This window comes from Terrisporobacter glycolicus ATCC 14880 = DSM 1288, assembly GCF_036812735.1.
In the GTDB taxonomy this organism is placed as follows: Bacteria; Bacillota; Clostridia; order Peptostreptococcales; family Peptostreptococcaceae; genus Terrisporobacter; species Terrisporobacter glycolicus.
Genome location: NZ_CP117523.1, coordinates 1,986,119 through 2,004,572, shown reverse-complemented (window position 1 = coordinate 2,004,572; position 18,454 = coordinate 1,986,119). Strand labels below are relative to the sequence as shown.

General features: G+C 27.5%; 20 protein-coding genes. 11 read left to right on the top strand and 9 right to left on the bottom strand.

All coding sequences use genetic code 11. The features are described 5' to 3' along the window. Positions 1–91: 91 nt before the first annotated feature. Positions 92–229, top strand: coding sequence for a hypothetical protein (locus TEGL_RS09960; RefSeq protein WP_018590899.1), 138 nt, complete (start codon positions 92–94; stop codon positions 227–229). A gap of 248 nt (positions 230–477) precedes the next feature. Here the strand turns inward: TEGL_RS09960 and TEGL_RS09955 are convergent, their stop codons facing one another. Together TEGL_RS09955 and TEGL_RS09950 are read right to left on the bottom strand one after the other, a co-directional pair. Further along, the gene (locus TEGL_RS09955; protein WP_018590900.1) at positions 478–1,329 is read right to left on the bottom strand and encodes a collagen-like protein; all 852 of its coding nucleotides are present in this window, start codon (positions 1,327–1,329) and stop codon (positions 478–480) included. Positions 1,330–1,602: 273 nt separating this feature from the next. Beyond that, the gene (locus tag TEGL_RS09950; RefSeq protein ID WP_338460425.1) at positions 1,603–3,426 is read right to left on the bottom strand and encodes a hypothetical protein; all 1,824 of its coding nucleotides are present in this window, start codon (positions 3,424–3,426) and stop codon (positions 1,603–1,605) included. 259 nt (positions 3,427–3,685) lie between these two features. Between TEGL_RS09950 and TEGL_RS09945 the strand changes: the two genes are divergently transcribed. Further along, on the top strand, positions 3,686–4,564 hold the full coding sequence (locus TEGL_RS09945; protein WP_018590952.1) for a LysR family transcriptional regulator: 879 nt from the start codon (positions 3,686–3,688) through the stop codon (positions 4,562–4,564). 25 nt (positions 4,565–4,589) lie between these two features. On the opposite strand, the gene TEGL_RS09940 is transcribed toward TEGL_RS09945, so the two are convergent. Together TEGL_RS09940 and TEGL_RS09935 are read right to left on the bottom strand one after the other, a co-directional pair. Continuing rightward, positions 4,590–5,165 (bottom strand): chromate transporter, encoded by a 576-nt coding sequence (locus TEGL_RS09940; protein WP_018590953.1) that lies wholly within the window; start codon positions 5,163–5,165, stop codon positions 4,590–4,592. Then, a complete protein-coding gene (locus TEGL_RS09935; RefSeq protein WP_018590954.1) occupies positions 5,156–5,758 on the bottom strand; it encodes a chromate transporter in 603 nt (200 codons plus the stop codon). Before TEGL_RS09935 ends, TEGL_RS09940 begins: the two co-directional genes overlap by 10 nt. A 268-nt stretch (positions 5,759–6,026) precedes the next feature. On the opposite strand from TEGL_RS09935, the gene TEGL_RS09930 reads away from it, so the two are divergent. Next, entirely contained in the window at positions 6,027–6,572 is a 546-nt protein-coding gene (locus tag TEGL_RS09930) for a hypothetical protein (protein WP_018590955.1), read from the top strand. Positions 6,573–6,697: 125 nt separating this feature from the next. Here the strand turns inward: TEGL_RS09930 and TEGL_RS09925 are convergent, their stop codons facing one another. Next, entirely contained in the window at positions 6,698–8,074 is a 1,377-nt protein-coding gene (locus tag TEGL_RS09925; RefSeq protein WP_018590956.1) for a peptide MFS transporter, read from the bottom strand. A gap of 234 nt (positions 8,075–8,308) precedes the next feature. On the opposite strand from TEGL_RS09925, the gene TEGL_RS09920 reads away from it, so the two are divergent. After that, on the top strand, positions 8,309–9,277 hold the full coding sequence (locus TEGL_RS09920) for a magnesium transporter CorA family protein (protein ID WP_018590957.1): 969 nt from the start codon (positions 8,309–8,311) through the stop codon (positions 9,275–9,277). A 646-nt stretch (positions 9,278–9,923) separates the two neighbouring features. Here the strand turns inward: TEGL_RS09920 and TEGL_RS09915 are convergent. Beyond that, complete coding sequence (locus TEGL_RS09915) at positions 9,924–11,048, bottom strand: tyrosine-type recombinase/integrase (protein ID WP_018590958.1); 1,125 nt, start codon at positions 11,046–11,048, stop codon at positions 9,924–9,926. A gap of 425 nt (positions 11,049–11,473) precedes the next feature. Between TEGL_RS09915 and TEGL_RS09910 the strand changes: the two genes are divergently transcribed. From TEGL_RS09910 to TEGL_RS09900, 3 genes are all read left to right on the top strand, one after another. Further along, positions 11,474–11,806, top strand: a complete 333-nt coding sequence (locus TEGL_RS09910; RefSeq protein WP_018590959.1) for a hypothetical protein — start codon at positions 11,474–11,476, stop codon at positions 11,804–11,806. 67 nt (positions 11,807–11,873) lie between these two features. Further along, positions 11,874–12,530, top strand: a complete 657-nt coding sequence (gene trmB / locus TEGL_RS09905; RefSeq protein WP_018590960.1) for a tRNA (guanosine(46)-N7)-methyltransferase TrmB — start codon at positions 11,874–11,876, stop codon at positions 12,528–12,530. A 132-nt stretch (positions 12,531–12,662) separates the two neighbouring features. Further along, complete coding sequence (locus TEGL_RS09900) at positions 12,663–13,400, top strand: hypothetical protein (protein WP_018590961.1); 738 nt, start codon at positions 12,663–12,665, stop codon at positions 13,398–13,400. 22 nt (positions 13,401–13,422) lie between these two features. On the opposite strand, the gene TEGL_RS09895 is transcribed toward TEGL_RS09900, so the two are convergent. Further along, positions 13,423–13,689 carry a hypothetical protein gene (locus tag TEGL_RS09895; protein WP_018590962.1) on the bottom strand — a complete coding sequence of 89 codons (267 nt, stop codon included), beginning with the start codon at positions 13,687–13,689 and terminating at the stop codon, positions 13,423–13,425. Positions 13,690–13,903: 214 nt separating this feature from the next. Here TEGL_RS09895 and TEGL_RS09890 point away from each other — a divergent pair, with 214 nt between their 5' ends. Then, on the top strand, positions 13,904–14,500 hold the full coding sequence (locus TEGL_RS09890) for a hypothetical protein (RefSeq protein ID WP_018590963.1): 597 nt from the start codon (positions 13,904–13,906) through the stop codon (positions 14,498–14,500). A 60-nt stretch (positions 14,501–14,560) separates the two neighbouring features. Here TEGL_RS09890 and TEGL_RS09885 read toward each other — a convergent pair whose 3' ends face one another. Beyond that, positions 14,561–14,890, bottom strand: a complete 330-nt coding sequence (locus tag TEGL_RS09885; RefSeq protein ID WP_018590964.1) for a PH domain-containing protein — start codon at positions 14,888–14,890, stop codon at positions 14,561–14,563. Positions 14,891–15,148: 258 nt separating this feature from the next. On the opposite strand from TEGL_RS09885, the gene TEGL_RS09880 reads away from it, so the two are divergent. The 3 genes from TEGL_RS09880 to lexA all read left to right on the top strand — a co-directional run bounded on the left by TEGL_RS09880 (position 15,149) and on the right by lexA (position 17,647). Further along, positions 15,149–15,409 carry a stage V sporulation protein S gene (locus tag TEGL_RS09880; protein WP_018590965.1) on the top strand — a complete coding sequence of 87 codons (261 nt, stop codon included), beginning with the start codon at positions 15,149–15,151 and terminating at the stop codon, positions 15,407–15,409. A gap of 330 nt (positions 15,410–15,739) precedes the next feature. Further along, on the top strand, positions 15,740–16,903 hold the full coding sequence (locus TEGL_RS09875) for a tyrosine-type recombinase/integrase (protein WP_018590966.1): 1,164 nt from the start codon (positions 15,740–15,742) through the stop codon (positions 16,901–16,903). A 111-nt stretch (positions 16,904–17,014) separates the two neighbouring features. After that, positions 17,015–17,647 carry a transcriptional repressor LexA gene (gene lexA, locus TEGL_RS09870; RefSeq protein ID WP_018590967.1) on the top strand — a complete coding sequence of 211 codons (633 nt, stop codon included), beginning with the start codon at positions 17,015–17,017 and terminating at the stop codon, positions 17,645–17,647. Positions 17,648–17,693: 46 nt separating this feature from the next. Here lexA and deoD read toward each other — a convergent pair whose 3' ends face one another. Next, a complete protein-coding gene (gene deoD, locus TEGL_RS09865; protein ID WP_018590968.1) occupies positions 17,694–18,413 on the bottom strand; it encodes a purine-nucleoside phosphorylase in 720 nt (239 codons plus the stop codon). Between the last annotated feature and the right edge of the window lie 41 nt (positions 18,414–18,454).

The following is an 18,454-nucleotide window of genomic DNA, read 5'->3' as shown; positions in this document are numbered from 1 at the left end:
TAGTATGATAAATCATATTTTACCATACAATAGATAAACAGCTTCGTTTAAAAAGTAAGCTCATGAGTAAATTCATTCGTCAGAACAAAATATGTATTATTTTGAAAACTTTACTTCTGTAAGTCTTTATGCAAGAGATACTAAAGAAGTAAATATTGCCTTCCAAATGCCACTATATCCAATGTTAGATGACAGAATGAATACATACTCAGCTATAAATTTTATTTGAAAGTAACAACGTACCAAAGTATGTAGAGAAGTTGATTATTCTAATCTTCCTCCTAAAATATCGAAATATTCATATATTGTATCAAGGTGTTAATCATCTAATATACAATTTTTAAGGAACCCAATATTAGTTCCTGTAATTGTATGAAATAGAAAAGTGTAGACAACATAATTATAAGCTATATTATCTACACTTAAAAAAATCAAAGTTCTAATTTAATAATAAAAATTCAATTAATATATTATATACTATTTTTTATTTTGGTATTTTTTCTTTTTATATTCATACTCAGGTATTGGAGTAGGGACTACAGTTCCAGGGATACCAGCTGAACCTTGTGGGCCGATTTCACCCTTTGGTCCTTGTGGACCCATTGGACCTATTTGACCTGTTGGTCCTACTGGGCCTTGCGATCCCATATCACCTTTTGGTCCTTGTGGACCCATTGGCCCCATAGGTCCTGCTGGACCTTGTGGTCCTGTTTCACCTTTTGTACCCTTACTTGATGCTCCAGGAGTACCAGCTGGGCCTTGTGGTCCTGTTTCACCTTTTGGTCCCATTTGGCCTGTTGGGCCTTGTGATCCCATATCTCCTTTATCTCCTTTTGGTCCTTTTGGTCCCATAGGGCCTGTTGGGCCTTGTGATCCCATATCTCCTTTTGGTCCCTTTGGCCCCATTGGTCCCATAGGTCCTGCTGGACCTTGAGTTCCAACTCCACTAGAAAAATTACATAATGGATTAACATAAACTTCTTTACCTAAATCTACATATTGAATAGAACTTAATTTAATATAGATAGGACCTTTTCCAGAACATGTTTTGCCCATAACTGCACACTGATTAACCTGGCAAACTTTTAATCTTAATATGCAGTCACTACCTTCTAATTTTAACCCCACCATTTTGCCAATTGAACATTTTAAAATATTAAAAATTTGAAAATCTCCACAATTTACAGGAACAACAAACATAGGGCAAGATGAAGATTCCATTTTCCCAGAGCAGTAAACTTTTTTATTTTTACAAGTTTTATCTGCTTTTAGCTCCTGACATGAAGACATGTTGCAAGAATTACACTTATTTACACAATTTTTGTCCATAATAGTACACTCCATGTTGATAATATTTAGTAGAATTTCTACGTATTATATTTATATGATAAAAGTAATAAAATGTTTATCATAAATACTTAGATAAAGTGTTCTACATAGATTTTTGCATATGTGAAATGAATATAGACTTAAAGGAGTAATTTATATCCCAAACTATAAAAGTTTTTTATTTCATAAGTATATAATTAAAGCATGGATAATTAATTCTTATATCCATGCTTTAATAAATTTATACTATAAAGTTATATTTTCATTTATTAATTATTTATCCAATAAACTTCCGTAAAGTACAGGATAATAATTAGTGCTAGAAGTATCCATATTGAAATCTCTTACTTTAATATAACCTGTTTTAGATGAAGTATCAATTGTTTTTCCTTTACCAAGGTATATGGAAACATGATGTACGTGGTATTCTATACCATTGATAACTTCCTTTCTACTACAAGTATCATTATCACCATTGTTATCACAATATGGGCTATTTTCCATATTAAAGAAAATTAAATCTCCTGGTTTAAGCTCACTTGCTGTTATTTCTCCACCTTGTTCTAATACATATTTTGCTTGATTATCAGATCTTAGATTATTTAACCCTGTATATCCTATAGAATTATAGCAATAAGCTGCAAAAGTATTGCATCTTAACAAACCATCAGCAGTAGGTCCATAAGGAAGACCTAACTTAGAAAATCCATTATATAATAAATTTGTTCTTCTATCATTTTCAAAACCAGGCTTTATTTTCATATTATTTGAAACTCCATTACTACCAAAGGTAAAATCTATATTGCAATAAGTTATTGTTTTATTGATAGTCATTGCAAAAGTACTTTCATTAAAGTAATATAAGTCTTTATCAAATGATTGAAGACCACTTAAAGCATTAAAATCTTTCTCACTAAAATAATAAGTGTTTCCATCTATTTTCTTAAATCCATTAATAGCTTTGCAAGTAGATATATCAAAATAATATTTTTCCCCTTTTATAGTTCTAAGTCCTGTTAATGCTTCACATGATGATTTTGAGAAGTAATATTTTTTTCCTTCTATTGTTCTAAGCCCTGTTAATGCTTCACATGATGATTTTGAGAAGTAATATTTTTTTCCTTCTATCGTTCTAAGCCCTGCTAGTGCTTCACATGATGATTTTGAAAAATAATATTTTTCCCCTTCTATTGTCCTAAGGCCTGTTAATGCTTCACATGATGATTTTGAGAAGTAATATATTTTCCCTTCGATTGTTTTAAGTCCTGCCAATGCCTCACATGATGATTTTGAGAAGTAATATATTTTCCCTTTTATTGTTTTAAGTCCTGTTAATGCTTCACATGATGATTTTGAGAAGTAATATATTTTCCCTTCGATTGTTTTAAGTCCTGCCAATGCCTCACATGATGATTTTGAGAAGTAATATTTTTTCCCTTTTATTGTTTTAAGTCCTGTTAATGCTTCACATGATGATTTTGAGAAGTAATATTTTTTCCCTTTTATTGTTTTAAGTCCTGTTAATGCTTCACATGATGATGGTGAGAAGTAATATTTTTTCCCTTTTATTGTTTTAAGTCCTGTTAATGCTTCACATGATGATGTTGCAAAGTAATATTTTTCACCTTTTATTGTTTTAAGTCCTGTTAATGCTTCACATGATGATGGTGAGAAGTAATATTTTTCACCTTTTATAGTTCTAAATCCTGTCAGAGCCTCACACGATGATGGTGAGAAGTAATATTTTTCACCTTTTATAGTTCTAAATCCTGTCAGAGCCTGACCTGATGATTTTGAAAAATAATATTTTTTTCCTTCTATTGTTCTAAGGCCTGTTAATGCTTGACCTGATGATTTTGAAAAATAATATTTTTCACCTTTTATAGTTCTAAATCCTGTTAATTTTTTACCTGTTTTAGGACTATAGTAATAGATTTTACCAGATTTCTTAACAAATCCAGAATATTTTCTTGTATTTAAAGTAGTGGATTTTTCAGCATAAGAACTGGAATTTACATCTGAAAAAGCAATAAAAAATAAGGTCGTCACTAAAAATAAACTTAACCAAATCTTTCTTTTATTATTTTTTTTACGCATTTAATTTCCCCTTTCACACATCTTTAATTCCCCCTCCATACATCATATTGTCTCCAGAATATTTAACTACGCACACATAAATTATAGTGAAAAAAATCATAATTGCAACAATAAAATTAATTATTTTAAAAAACGAATAATAATTTTCTTTTTTCTACAGTATGAAACATTTTATTAAAAATTTTCAATACAAGTTTTGCACGTAAATAATTAATTATAGTATACTTATAATATAACAACAAGAATTGAGGAGTATACTATGACAATTAGGCATTTACGAATATTTATAACTATAGTAGAATGCAAAACTATGAGAAAAGCAGCAGAAAAACTTTATATATCTCAGCCAGCAGTAAGCCAGGCAATATCAGAATTAGAAAAATATTATGACATAAAATTATTTGAACGACTGTCACAAAGACTTTATATAACAGAAGCAGGAGAGACCTTATTATCATATGCTAGACATATTGTAAGTTCATTTGAAGATATGGAAAGTGCTATGTTTGATGCATCCTCAAAAATGACAATAAAAATCGGAGGAAGTGTTTCCATAGGCACTACAATGTTAATAGATATTGTAGAACAATTAGAAGATGAGATTCCTGGAATAGATGTAAGGGTAACAGTAGATAACACCTCTACTATTGAAAATAAAGTTTGTCTTAGTGAGCTTGACTTAGCTATAGTGGAAGGTTGTTTGCAAAGTGATGAAATAATTCAAATTCCCGTACATAATGATGAATTAGTAATGGTCGTTGGAAAAGATCATTCATTTTGGGATAGACAATGTATATCAATTTCAGAATTACATAACCAAGATGTAATTTCTAGAGAAGAAGGTAGTGCAAATAGAAATCAATTTGAGCAATTACTTATAGAAAATAAAATTAAGATAAATAAGAAATGGAGCTGCACAAATACAGAAGCTATAAAAAATTTAGTTAAAGATGGAAAGGGAATAGCCATAATATCAAAACTATTAATAAAGAAAGAAATAGAAGAGAAGAAGCTTAGAATTGTTAATGTTGATAATATTAAAGTTTATCGTGAAAGCAAATTGATTTATCACAAGAATAAATATATATCACCTCAAATGAAAAAGTTTATTGAAATATGCAAAAATAGGTACACCTAAGGATTAGGTATACCTATTTTATTTTTTATATAATTACACCTTGAATTAAATACATTGCAGTTCCTACAACACCACTTCCAAGTATTATAGAAATAGCATTTGCTTTATATTTTCTAAGTAGATATAAACATCCAACAAATAATCCAAATTCTATTATTCTAAAATCACCTAAATTTAAGCTTCTTATATCTGAATTAAATAATGCTAGTAATAATATAGATGCACCAGCAGAACCTATTAAAGCTACAACAGCAGGGCGAAGTGAGGCTAATACAGTTTGCACGCCAGTAAAATTACGATATTTGTAATAAAAATGTGCAAGGGTTAAACAAATTACAAATGATGGTATTATACAACCAAGCGTACAAATAGTTGCTCCAAAAGGACCTGCAAGTCTAGTTCCAACAAATGTTGAAGAGTTTATTGAAATTGGTCCAGGTGTCATTTCTGCAATAGTTATTAAATCTGTAAATTCAGAAAGAGTCATAAGACCATGGACATTGACAATTTGATCTTGAATAAGGGGAATAGCTGCATAACCACCACCTACACTAAATAATCCTACTTGTAAAAAACTAAAAAATAATTTCATTAACAACATTGTTTTTGTCCTCCATTATGCTTTTTTTCTTTCTTTAAATTAACTATTAAATCAATTATACCTATAGCTAAACATGTTAATATAATAAGCATTGCACTTACACCAAAGAAATAAGTTGCAATAAATGATATTACCATCATAGCTATATACATAACTCTTTTTGTTTTACAAACGTTTTGAGCTAGATTTATAACAACATCAAATATAACTGCTGCAACACCTGCCCTCATTACTTGAAGCATAATTGCTATATATGTATTAGTTCTAAATTGTGTATAGAATAATGAAATAAGAGATATGATTACCATTGGAGGAATAATTGTTCCGATAATTGCAACTAATGAACCTATAACTCCGTTCATGCGATAACCTATAATAACTGAAGCATTTACAGGAAGTGGACCTGGTGAGGATTGCGTAATAGCTGTTATATCCAGCATTTCATCTTCCTCAAGCCACTGTAATTCTTCTACAAACTTTTTTTTCATAAGAGATACTATTACAAATCCTCCGCCAAATGTACAAGCACTAAGGACAAACATTGATTTAAATAAAATCCATAACCTTTCTGATTTCGACTGTTTTTCACTCATAATATTTACCTTCTTTCCATATTTACTTTTAACTTAATTATATAAAACTAATAATGATGAGTAAAATACATATTAATTATAAAACCTATAACTAATTGCTTATCATTATTATAAATTGTTTAAATTTTATATGAAAAGCACAGCATAATTAACCTAAATATAGGAATAAAGGATTTTATGTAGAATTATATAATATAATCTAAATTTAGATACAGACATTATGATTTCATCTTAATACTTAAGTAAATATAAAATTTGAGGTGATTATATGCCATGTAAAGCTAAAGTTAATGAGGAGGAAACAATAAAAGAGATTTGCGAAAAACTAAATAATTTAGTAAAAAAAATAATATATTTAGATCCAAGCTTTGTATATATAGGTTCAAAAGAGAAGGGCTATTATAGCATTTATAATAAAAATAACTACGGCAAGAGCATGGATTTAAGCTTAAATTTCAGATTATATTACCCAGATAAAGAATCTTTCTATTATGATACAGAAGCTAAGCATTTAAAAGGTCATGATCTTGATGAATATATCCAAAATAAATATAATGATAGTAATTTACTTTATGCTAAAATAGAGTGGTTTTCAGTAAATCCAACTAGTAAGGGTATGGGTAGTAAATTAATAATTCATTTTATTGAAATATTAAAAAGTATAGAAAATATCGAATTTATCTTACTTGCTCCTAAAAATAATACTGCTAAAAATTTTTGGTCTACGAATAAATTTATTGAAGAAGATTATTATATGGAACTTGATAGAAGGATAAAAAATACTGCTTGTAAAAGATTAGTTTATAAGTTTTAAAAATATTTTATCTTAAATAATAGGATTTAAAATATAAAAAATGCCTATTTTTAACTTTACGAACATTTGTTCTTTAAGGTAAAAATAGGCACTTTTATTTGCTTTTTTAAAATAATACAATGAATTTATACTGTCTCTTTAGCTTCATTCTTGCGATCTTCTAATAAAGATATTTTTTTATCTAGTAACCATATAGTTATACCACATAAAATTACTATTATAGAAACAATACCATAAGCATAAACAAATGAATGACCAGATAACATTTCATATAAATATCCATATGTCTTTCCTGCTATAAATCTTGCCAAAGGCCATACACCCATCATTAGACCTAACAATCTAGGAGGAGAAAATTTACTTATAAAGGATTTTCCTAGTGGAGCAAACACCATTTCTCCAATAGAAATTAATATTCCTACAGCTATTATCCACATTAAGCTAGCTTGACCATCGCCTCTTAATATTTCAGCTGTACACATAAGAATGAATGCTAATCCAAGTAACATCATTCCCATAGCAGTCTTTTTAAAAATGCTCATATCGCCTTTTGATGACTTAGCATTTCTAGACCAAACCGCTGCTAATACTGGTCCTAAAATTATACAACAAAGTGAATTTAGGGAATCAAACCAAGAAGAAGGAACTCTAAAATTTCCTATTACCCAATTAGCTTTGTTAGCATAATCAAAATCAGGCCCCCAGTGATACAATACTGGCATATAAGTTAAATACCAAACAATCCAAAATACTACAGAAAATACACTAAAAAGAATTATAGCTCCAATTTTTTTCTTATCTTCTAATGTAAGAGGTGTCCTATAATCTTTTGATAAATTATTAGTATAAGTTTTGTTTTCGTTTGCTTCAAATGGCTTTTTACCTATTTCTCCAAATGTAGCTCTACCTCCAAAATAAAACCATATAGCAGAAACTAATAAAAGTAGGGCACACACTAAGAATGTTTTACCAAAACCTATTTTATAAGCTATAAAGGATACAATAAGAGTTCCAAGAAATGAGCCCATATTTGCTATAGAGTATTGAATACTAAAAGCAGAGTCAAGTCGACTTTTATCTTTAAACAATCTACCGCTTATTCCAGCAATATTTCCTTTATATAAACCTGTCCCAATAGATACAAGCAAAATCATACCACTTAAAAGTTTTGGTGATGACATTACAGATGCTTGATATCCAAGCACGTAACCAGCACCCATAATTAAGGCTCCTAGAATAACACATAGTCTAGGACTTATCCACCTATCTGCAATAAATCCTCCTAAAATCGGAGTTAGATAAGTAAAAGCTACTAAATTTGCAGTCATTTTTGCACCGTCTGCAGGTGTAAGCCCTAAACCTCCTTTTATGACTTCAGCAGCAATAAATATAGCAATTAGCCATTTAGCTGAATAAAATGCCATACGTTCTAATGCATAGGCTGAAGTACATACATAAAAGCCCATAGGATATTTAATTTTTGATTTCGTTGATATAACCATATTTCCCCCTTTTATTACTTTTCACAAAGATTGTGAAATATGGTTATATTATACAATATAATTGTTTACTTTCCAATAAAATGAACCCGTTATAGTGTATATTTAAATTCAAAAGAGTACTATAATAAATAGTATACGTTATTGAAGTTTTGATTTTTACTTCAACTAAAAGTTTACATAATAATATTATAGAAACTTTCAGTGTTAGATTTTACTAAGGAGAGAAATATATAAATGCATATATTAAACCTAAATACAAAACAAGTAACAAAGAATATAGATGAAATTAATTTTAATAAAGATTACCATTTTATTGTATGTAATCCTTGGGAGTTAAAATTTTTCAAAGACACTTTAAAACTAAATAATGAAGCTTATAAAGACTGTCTTTCTTTTGATGATAAGGTAAGAGTTAATATTTATGATGAATATATCTTCTTCACTCTTGCTAATTTTCAAATATGTGAAGAAGATATTCTATTAGAAGAAATAAATATATTCTTATCAGATAAATATCTTCTTATAGTTCTTAGAAAGAAAAATGATATATATAAGGAAGTAAAACAGTTAATGTGTGAGACTTTCTATTATAAATCTAATCTTACCTTATCATTATTTATAATATACTCTAGTATTCTTAGAATTATAATTTCTAATCAATTTGAAAATTTAGAAAAGGTAGAAGAGATTATTTTAGAATTGGAAGATGATATTATAAACGAAGTAGGGGAGAATGTATCTAGTAAAATAAGCCATATAAGAGGTATGTGTAGAAATTGTGTAAAAAACATTAGACCATTAACTTATATAATAGATACTTTACTAAAAGATGGTATGGAATTTTTCTCCGATGATAATCCTGATAATTCATATTTAGAAAAAGAATATGAGAAGCTTATACAAGGATTGGATCTGTCCATTGACAAACTTTACAATTTTTCATTAAGCACTAGAGAACTAGCAGATAAGCTTTTAGACATATATTCTTCTAAAGTTTCAGAGAGAACAAACAGTCTAATAACTAAACTTACTATTTTTACAGGAACGGCTGTACCCATAAGTATAATTACAGGTATATATGGTATGAATTTCAAATACATGCCAGAGTTAACTTATGAATATGGTTATAAAATAACAATCTTAGTTATTCTATTAATAATAATTCTCAGTTTTATTATTTTTAAAAGAAAAAAATTTCTATGATAACAGAAGTTACCATAATATTATTATGGTAACTTTTTTCTTGTTAATTAAACATTATTTTTCGTTTTTTTACAAAAACGCCACATAAAGCATTAAAATCAATTTTAAGACATTTTCTTTCTTATCTATATAAACACATTTCAATATTTTTTTAGATATCTTAAATGCCATTTAAAAAAGTTAGTTTTTAAATAATTTCAAAATAATCCCAAAATAGTTTGCATAATATAATTATGTAAACATAAATCTTATAATATATTTTTCTATCGTAAAAATGAGTTTATATTAGAAATTATTTCTAGATGTATTTTTATCTTATGAAAATTATAAATTTTATAAATGATAATTTTCATAGAAATATTTATTAATAATTATTCATCAATCTTAATAAACCTCATTTTTAGTTTTTTAACTTGTAAATCAAAGTAAAAGTTACCATAATAATATTATGGTAACTTTTTATAATGATATATTGCTTAATTTGTAATATTTCTTATATAAGTTATTAAATAGGATTTTAAGAAGTTTTAGATCGTAATCAATAATTACTATTATTAAATAGTTATACCCACCTTAAAATCCGTTATAAAAATTTCGTTTTCTTACTTTTTTAGATAATTCAAATTTAATTTCTAAAAAATATAAACTAGCTCATTTTTCTATCTTTATTAAATAGAGTACTAGAAATCTTATCAGAAGCTTCTTGATCCATTTCTTTAAGAGCATGAGAATATATATTAAGAGTAGTATTAATGTTGGAATGCCCAACTCTCTCAGAAATAACCTTTATAGGTACCTTTGCATCGATTAATAGAGTAACATGAGAGTGACGTAAATCATGAAATCTTATATGTTTTAAATTATTCTCTTTTAAGAATAACCTAAATTTCTTACTCAAAACATCCGCAGCTATAGGATTCAAATTTTTATCATAGAATATAAGCTCTCTATGTGACTTTTCACCTCTTAATTTTGCTGCCAATCTATCTTTTTTCAGTTGTTTTAACATTAGAATTACCTCTTTTGGAGCTGAAATAGTTCTTATAGAAGAATCAGTTTTAGGATCTTTTAGTATAACTTGGCCATTATTTCTGACTGTTATTTTATCTATTGTAATAGTAAGATTATTAAAATCCACATTATTCCATGTAAGGCCTAGTATTTCTGATATTCTTAGCCCTAATCCTCCAGCAAGTACAATAGGTAATTCCATATAAGTTCCTTGAGATTTTTCTAACAGTTTTTGCATATCCTCAGCATTGTAAATCTCATTTTTATATTTTCTGTTCTTCGGTACCTCCACAAATTGTACTGGATTTTCTTTAATAAGCTTCAATCTGTAAGCTCTTTTCAGTGATAAATTTAGTACATTTAAGTGTACTTTTATAGTCTGTGGCGTTAGCAAATCAAGTAAATCGTCCACATAATTTTGTACATGTATAGGTTTAATTTCACATAATTTTATATCTCCCAGTAAAGGAATTATATATTTTTTACATATTCTAGTGTAAACATTATAAGTAGTTATGGATAAATTTATCTTATATTTTTCTAAGAAATCCAATATGTAATCTTCCAAAATTATCTCGTTTGGAACTAATAATTCATCCTTATATATATCTTCTTTTACTTCATTTAGTCTCTTGCTTGCATCTCTTTTTAAAGGATAAGAACCCATATTTTTTTGCTTCTTTTTATTAGTTTTTTTATCAAAATACTCTAAATAAACTATATAGTTTTTGCTTCTTTTTCTTATAAAAGCTGTACTCATTATTAATCTCCCTGTTTATGATTTCTAAATATTTATAAATATATTTTACCATAAATACCAGAAAAAAAGTAAATATTTTACTGGCATAGTACTGACATATGCTTTTATTTATCTTATTAAAATATTGTAATTTCAATATTATTACATTTTTGGCATAAAAGTATATATTTTATGTCTTCAATATTTAAAATAAATCAAATCTATAACTCAAAACTTTAAAAATATATAATAAAATAAAAAAATAAAAACTATATAATATTATATTATCAAAGGATTTTGTCAAAAATATAAATCAAACACTATACATAGTTGCATAAAATTTACATATATATTTAAATATTTGAAAGCTTCTTATTTAAATAGTTTAGATTTTATTGTATACTTATATAAGATGACCAAACTAAAAATAGAAAGGTGGATTAAATATGAAAGTATTTGCACCAGAATCAGCTATAAATGCTTTAAAAGAAATAATAGCAGACAATCAAGATAAACCAAATAATGTAAGAGTATACTTTGCAGGTTTTGCTTGTTCAGGGCCAAACTTTGCTTTAGCTCTAGATAGCGAAATAGAAGGTGAAGATGTATCGTGTGACGTAGAAGGAATTCACTTTATAATGAATCAAGACGAATTCTTAACATACGGAAATGTAATCATTCAAGAAATGCCAAACAGAGGATTTGTTGTTATGGTTGAAAATATGCCTTCTAACGGTGGCGGAGGTTGTTCTGGTTGTTCAGGTGGTTGCGACTGTTAATTATTCATATAGAGTACTAGTGAATTATCTAGTACTCTATTATTTTGTACTAAAGGAGTAGAGATAAGTGAGAAGAAGAAAGAAAAAAGGTTCAGACCTAAAATTATTAAGCTATGAAAATTATGTTAAAAACGAAGACATAGAAAGTTTAAAAGGACAGTGGAGTAAAGTATTCGGCAATGACAATGAAATACACGCAGAATTCGGAACAGGTAGAGGTAAATTTATCACTACTTTAGCAAAACTAAATCCCAATATAAATTATATTGCAATGGAAATCAAAGAAGAGGTATTATTAAAAGCAGTAGAAAAAGCTGCCAATGATAATTTAACAAATATAATTTTCATATGGGGCAACGTTAATAGTATAGAAGATTACTTTGATAAAAATGAATTATCAAGAGTGTATATAAATTTCTGTGATCCATGGCCAAAGAAAAGATGGGCAAAGAGAAGGCTAACACATACAAACTTTTTACAAAAATATTACCACATTTTAAAAGATGATGGAGAGGTACATTTTAAATCAGATAACGAGAAATTATTCGAATTTACCCTAAATGAATTTTGTAATAATCCATGGAAATTAAAAAATATTTCATTAGACTTAGCAAATAATGAAGATATAGAAAACATCACAACAGAATATGAAGATAAGTTTATATCTCAAGGATTAAAAATATATAGATGTGAAGCACAAAAAGTAGTAAATACATTAAAATAAAGTTAAAACATAAAAACAAGTAGAAAAATACATTAATATATTGTACGAAAGTAGACATGAAGTACAAGGGAATAAAAACCTTCCATAGAAATTTAGTAATATACTATTATTCTATGGGAGGTTTTTTATTAAATGAAAATTTTAAAATTATGTTCATTATTTATATTATTAACGCTATCTATGGGTTTAGTTCCACTAAAAAATGAAAACATACCTCTTACTAAACAAGAATTAACTGATTTATTTCCAGATAGTGATTTTCGTGATGTAATATACGACTACTTCCCCAATGAAGAAATAACTTTATCAAAGTTAAAATCTTTAGATGGAGAGTTTTATGCCAGCAACGAAGGCATAGAAGATTTAACTGGTATATCAACATTAAAGAATATAGATACTTTTATATTTTGGAACAATGACATTAAAACATTACCTAATGAAATTTTAAATCTAGAAAATGTAAAACACATAAATTTAGAGAATAACTATCTAACAGAAAATAAAGTAATTGATTTATTGGAAAAGAAAAAGGTAGATGTGGATCATGATTTAAATTTTATTCAATCTGAAAAGTCACAATATGAGTTATGTAGCAATAAAACTAAAATAACTCTAGAAAAAAACGAAAAAATAAATATAAGAAGCTTATTGTATAAGTCAATAAACAACTACACTAACTACTGGGAGCCTTCAAAAGATATATCAAAGGATTGTAAACTATATATACAGACAAATAATCCTGCAGTAACATCCATATCAAATGATAATACTATTTCATTTACTAAGGATGGCATATATTATGTAGTTGTAACGTTAAACACTAATAAATATACATCTTCAACAGTTGTCATTAAAGCTATTGTAAAATAAAAAGGCTATACGCCTTTTTATTTTAGAATAAATCAGTTTTTCTTCTAGTTATTATTAATCCCCATACAACTACTAAACAGTAAGTTATATATAAAGTAGATTTAGCTTCTTCAACATCGATACTAAAGATTTCTTTAGTATCTGGTAAGACTACTAGAATAGAAGCAATAATAATCAAAACAGGATTAATTATTATTTGTCTTTCAGATCTAAATAATAATATATTACCTGCCCACATAACTGAAAACACAAGAAATAAAACTTTAAAAATAAATTCCATATTATTCATTCTTCTAATCTCCCCTCTACTTAGTAATATAACACATTAGCTAAGTGAGTATTTAGTTCTATTAAAAATGCAAGCAATAAAGATTATATAACTTTTTACGTTAAATATAAAGATATTTTTAATTATTCTTTCATATACTTTTATAAATAATATATTAATATACAGATTTATATATTTATAATAATTTAATAATTTTTAAGAAGGGGATAGTTAGATGAAATTTTATCAATGGTATTCTCAAGCCTGCGGAGGTATTCTAGGAATAGTATCTTGTATCTATTGCTATTTAAGAGGAGATTTACTCATCTATTCTAACTTAAATGGCAACTTTGATATAATTAGTTTTAATGGTATATTAGCAAGTTATATGTTATACCCATTATGTTTTTTAACATTTATTATGGCAATAGCTATGGCATTGCCAAATACAAACCATAAAAAAATATTCAACATTGAAATAACAAAAATTAATTCTTTCCTTATTTACTTAACCACACTTGTTGGCATACTAGGTTGCAGTATTTATTTTATAATTCCATCCTTATTACTACTAATAAAAGAGTTAATGTCTTCGTTTAAATATTGCAAATCAAAAATCAACAATAATCAATCATCATCAATTAAAGATAACTACAATAAGCAAGATAATCAAGAATTAAATGATACTAGTGAGCAACTTCTAGCTACAAAAACAGAAATGGCAGTTAACCTTTTAAATAAAAACGCAAATATTCACTTTATAACAGAGGTAACAGGTTTATCAGAAGACTTTGTCTCAAATTTAAAAAGAGTAGACCTAACAAAAAAATAGTATAAAAATAACCTAAAATAATTTTCATACTATTTCTGTCATACTTTTAATTTACATAATCTATTGAGAAATATAATTCAGGATATCCTCATATACAGGTTTATCTAATCCCATTATTTTTACAGGATCTCCATTATATTTCATGTATAAGTATTTATTATCTTCATTTTCTTTAATATTACAAGATGTTATATACTTATACTCATATGATTGTAGTAAGTGAGGATGATCTCCTATCAATTTACAAAATATTAATCTTCTATCAGAAGCTAACAATAAGCCCTCTGTATCAAGTATGTCAAAAGCAGTAATACTTTTTAATTTACATTCAGTAAAAAAAGTTAATTTCTCATTTTCTGTTAGAAAATAATTAAAACGACAAAGCTTCATTTAGTTCCTCCTCAAATATTAAATATATTTTTATAACCCCTTTATAATATATTATATTTGATATTTATATCTTGCATCAATAATTAACTACATAATTAATAAAAACTATTTTATTATAAAAAAAGGTATTTTTATTATGAGTATAGAAATAAATATTAAGTTAGATTATTTAGTACTTTAAATTATTACTTAAATCACTATACTTATGTAAAATTGAAATTAAAAATTGTTTTAAAACAAATCAAGGAGGATATTGAAATGGAAGTATTAAAAGTTTCATCAAAGTCTAATCCTAATTCTGTAGCTGGAGCTCTAGCAGGAGTACTAAGGGAAAAGGGAAGTGCAGAAATACAAGCAATTGGTGCAGGTGCGCTAAATCAAGCAGTAAAATCAATTGCTATTGCAAGAGGTTTTGTTGCACCAAGTGGGCTAGATTTAGTCTGTGTGCCTGCATTTACTGATATAGAGATTGATGGCGAACAAAAAACTGCTATAAAGTTAATTATAGAGCCTAGATAGTATAGAATTATTATTAAAAATAATCATGTAGAATAGCTGCATGATTATTTTTTTACATATTTATTAAAGGGACCAAATTAGCAATTATTTTATTATGTATTATTTAGGATTATCATTATTAAAGTAAAAAGAGTGATATGCATAACTAGTTTCTAAATGTATATTTAGGGAATAGTAGGATATAATATAGCCTAAAAGGTACTCTTTTTGATAAATTTCTTATAATTCATATATCTTTATTTTTTATTACTATTTCATTACTTTTTATTGTAACTGCACTGTATTTATGGTATTTTCATTAATGAAAATTATTTTAAGGTGGTATTTTATATGAGTAAAAAAACATTAAAAATTAATAATAAATCAGATAAACCAAATAACATCGTTTTAAAGGAACACGAACTTATAGAAAAAAGCATCTCTTTCGAAAATAAGCTCCCACCTTTTATGAAGGACTATTTTATATACTTAAAAGGTTCTGTAGCTGTTTCAACAAGATCTGCTTACTTAGAAGATATATGCTTTTTCTGTGACTACATAATAAATGAAACTGACATATCAATTGCCCAATCATCAGAAGAAATTAAACTTGAAGAATTTAATAACATTAAAGCTAGAGATGTTAACTTATTTTTAGGAGATTATTGTCCTAGATATTATAGAGATAGAAATAATACTACATTAATATATGAGAACAATAATCGTGCTTTGGCTAGAAAAAAATCATCTATCTCTACTCTATTTAAGTTTCTATATAGAAATGAACAGTTAGATAACAATATTACAGATGGATTTAACCCTATAAAGCTTCCTAAGCCTCAACCTGACGCTATAAAAAGACTTGATATAGATGAGGTGGCTAAAATGTTAGACGCCGTAGAAAGCGGTCAAGGATTAACAGATAAGGAATTAATTTATTGGGAGAAAACAAAACTAAGAGATAAGGCTATATTAGCTTTATTTGTTACATATGGTTTAAGATTAAATGAGCTTCGAGAATTAAATATATCTTCATTTAATTTTTCTAGAGGTGAGTTTAAGATTTATAGAAAAAGAGGAAAAGAAGTTCTAATGCCAATAAACAAAACTTGTGAATATGTGGTAAAAGACTATATCTATAACGAAAGACCTAACAGTGAGTTACTAAACGAAGAAGTTAAGGATGCTCTATTTTTATCTTTACAGAAAAAACGTCTTACTCCAAAATCAATTAGACAATTGGTAAAGAAATATACATCCATATGCATGAATACTAGTAGAGAAAACGGTTATAGTCCTCATAAGCTAAGAGCAACTGCTGCTACTTCTCTTATTCAGTCTGGATTTTCAATTTATGATGTAAAAACATTGTTAGATCACGATAACGTAACTACTACACAACTATATGCTGCACATAAAAAGAATATAAAACGAGATATTGTCAATAATTTTGAATGGATAGATGAAGATAACGATGAATTAGAAGAAATTGATGAAAATAGTGATAATTTATAAAAAAATAAATTCAAGAACAAACGTTTGTGTCATAAGCTTCTATATGATACAATATAAATATATAGTTATTTAACATAATTATTAACATCTTAATAAGAAATGAGTGATTTTATGTATATGGATTTAACAAACAAACAGGCAATGATCTTTGAATTTATAAAAGATCAACAATTATCTAAAGGTTATCCACCTTCAGTAAGAGAAATTTGTTCTGCAGTTGGCTTAAAATCTACATCAACTGTTCATTCACACCTTAATAAATTAGAAAAATTAGGTTATATAAGACGAGACCCTACAAAACCAAGAGCAATTGAAATACTAAGCGGTAATTCTTTAGGCGATGTTACAGGTATGAATCAAGAAATCATTCCTATTCCCGTTGTTGGTCAAATCACAGCTGGAGAACCTATATTAGCTGAACAAAACATAGAAGAATACATTCCCCTACCTTCAAATTTAATACAAGGGAAAGATAACTTTATATTAAAAGTCAAAGGTGAAAGTATGATAGGCGCAGGTATATTAGACAAAGACTATGTAATAGTTGATAGAAACAATCATGCTTCTAACTCACAAATAGTAGTTGCTTTAATAAATGGAGAATATGCTACTGTAAAGAGGTTTTTTAAAGAAGATAGATTAGTTAGGTTACAACCAGAGAATGAATTTATGGATTCAATTATTTTAGATGAAAGAAACATAGAAATTGTAGGTATCGTAAGAGGTGTATTCAGGACATTATAAAAGTCTTCTACTAAAGTAGAAGACTTTTTCTTTTATAATATACTATTTATGCTAAGCTTAATGCTATTTCCATCATTTTAGTAAATGCTACTTGTCTTTCATGAGAAGTAGTAGCCTTACCTTCAAGTGGACAGTCTGAAATAGTAAGTATAGCAAGTGCATTAACTCCTGCTCTAGCAGCATTCATATAAAGTCCTGCAGCTTCCATTTCAACACACATAACTCCCATTTTAGCCCATTTTCTTAATCCTTCTAAACCTTCATCTCCGTAAAATACATCACTAGATAAAATGTTCCCTACGTGCACTTCTTTACCTTGTTCTTTTGCAACCTCTACAGCTTTAGAAAGTAATTCATAGCTAGCTGTAGGTGCATATGTACCTGGTAAGTTATATTGTGAGGCAAAGTTTGAGTCTGTACAAGCTCCCATTCCTATAACTATGTCATAAAGGTCTAGCTTATCGCTTATAGCTCCTGCTGAACCTATTCTTATTAAATTTTTCACTCCATAAAAATGGATTAATTCGAATGAATATATACCTATTGATGGTATTCCCATTCCTGACCCCTGAACTGATATTCTTTTTCCTTTATAGTATCCTGTATAGCCATACATTCCTCTTACAGTATTGTACTCTGTTACATCTTCTAAGAAGTTTTCAGCTATAAATTTAGCTCTTAGTGGATCTCCTGGTAATAATACTGTTTCAGCTATATCTCCAACTTGTGCCCCTATATGAGGTGTTGGAACTGGTGATTTACTCATAGTGTTTCCTCCTATTATGTTACATACTTTTCATAAGTATA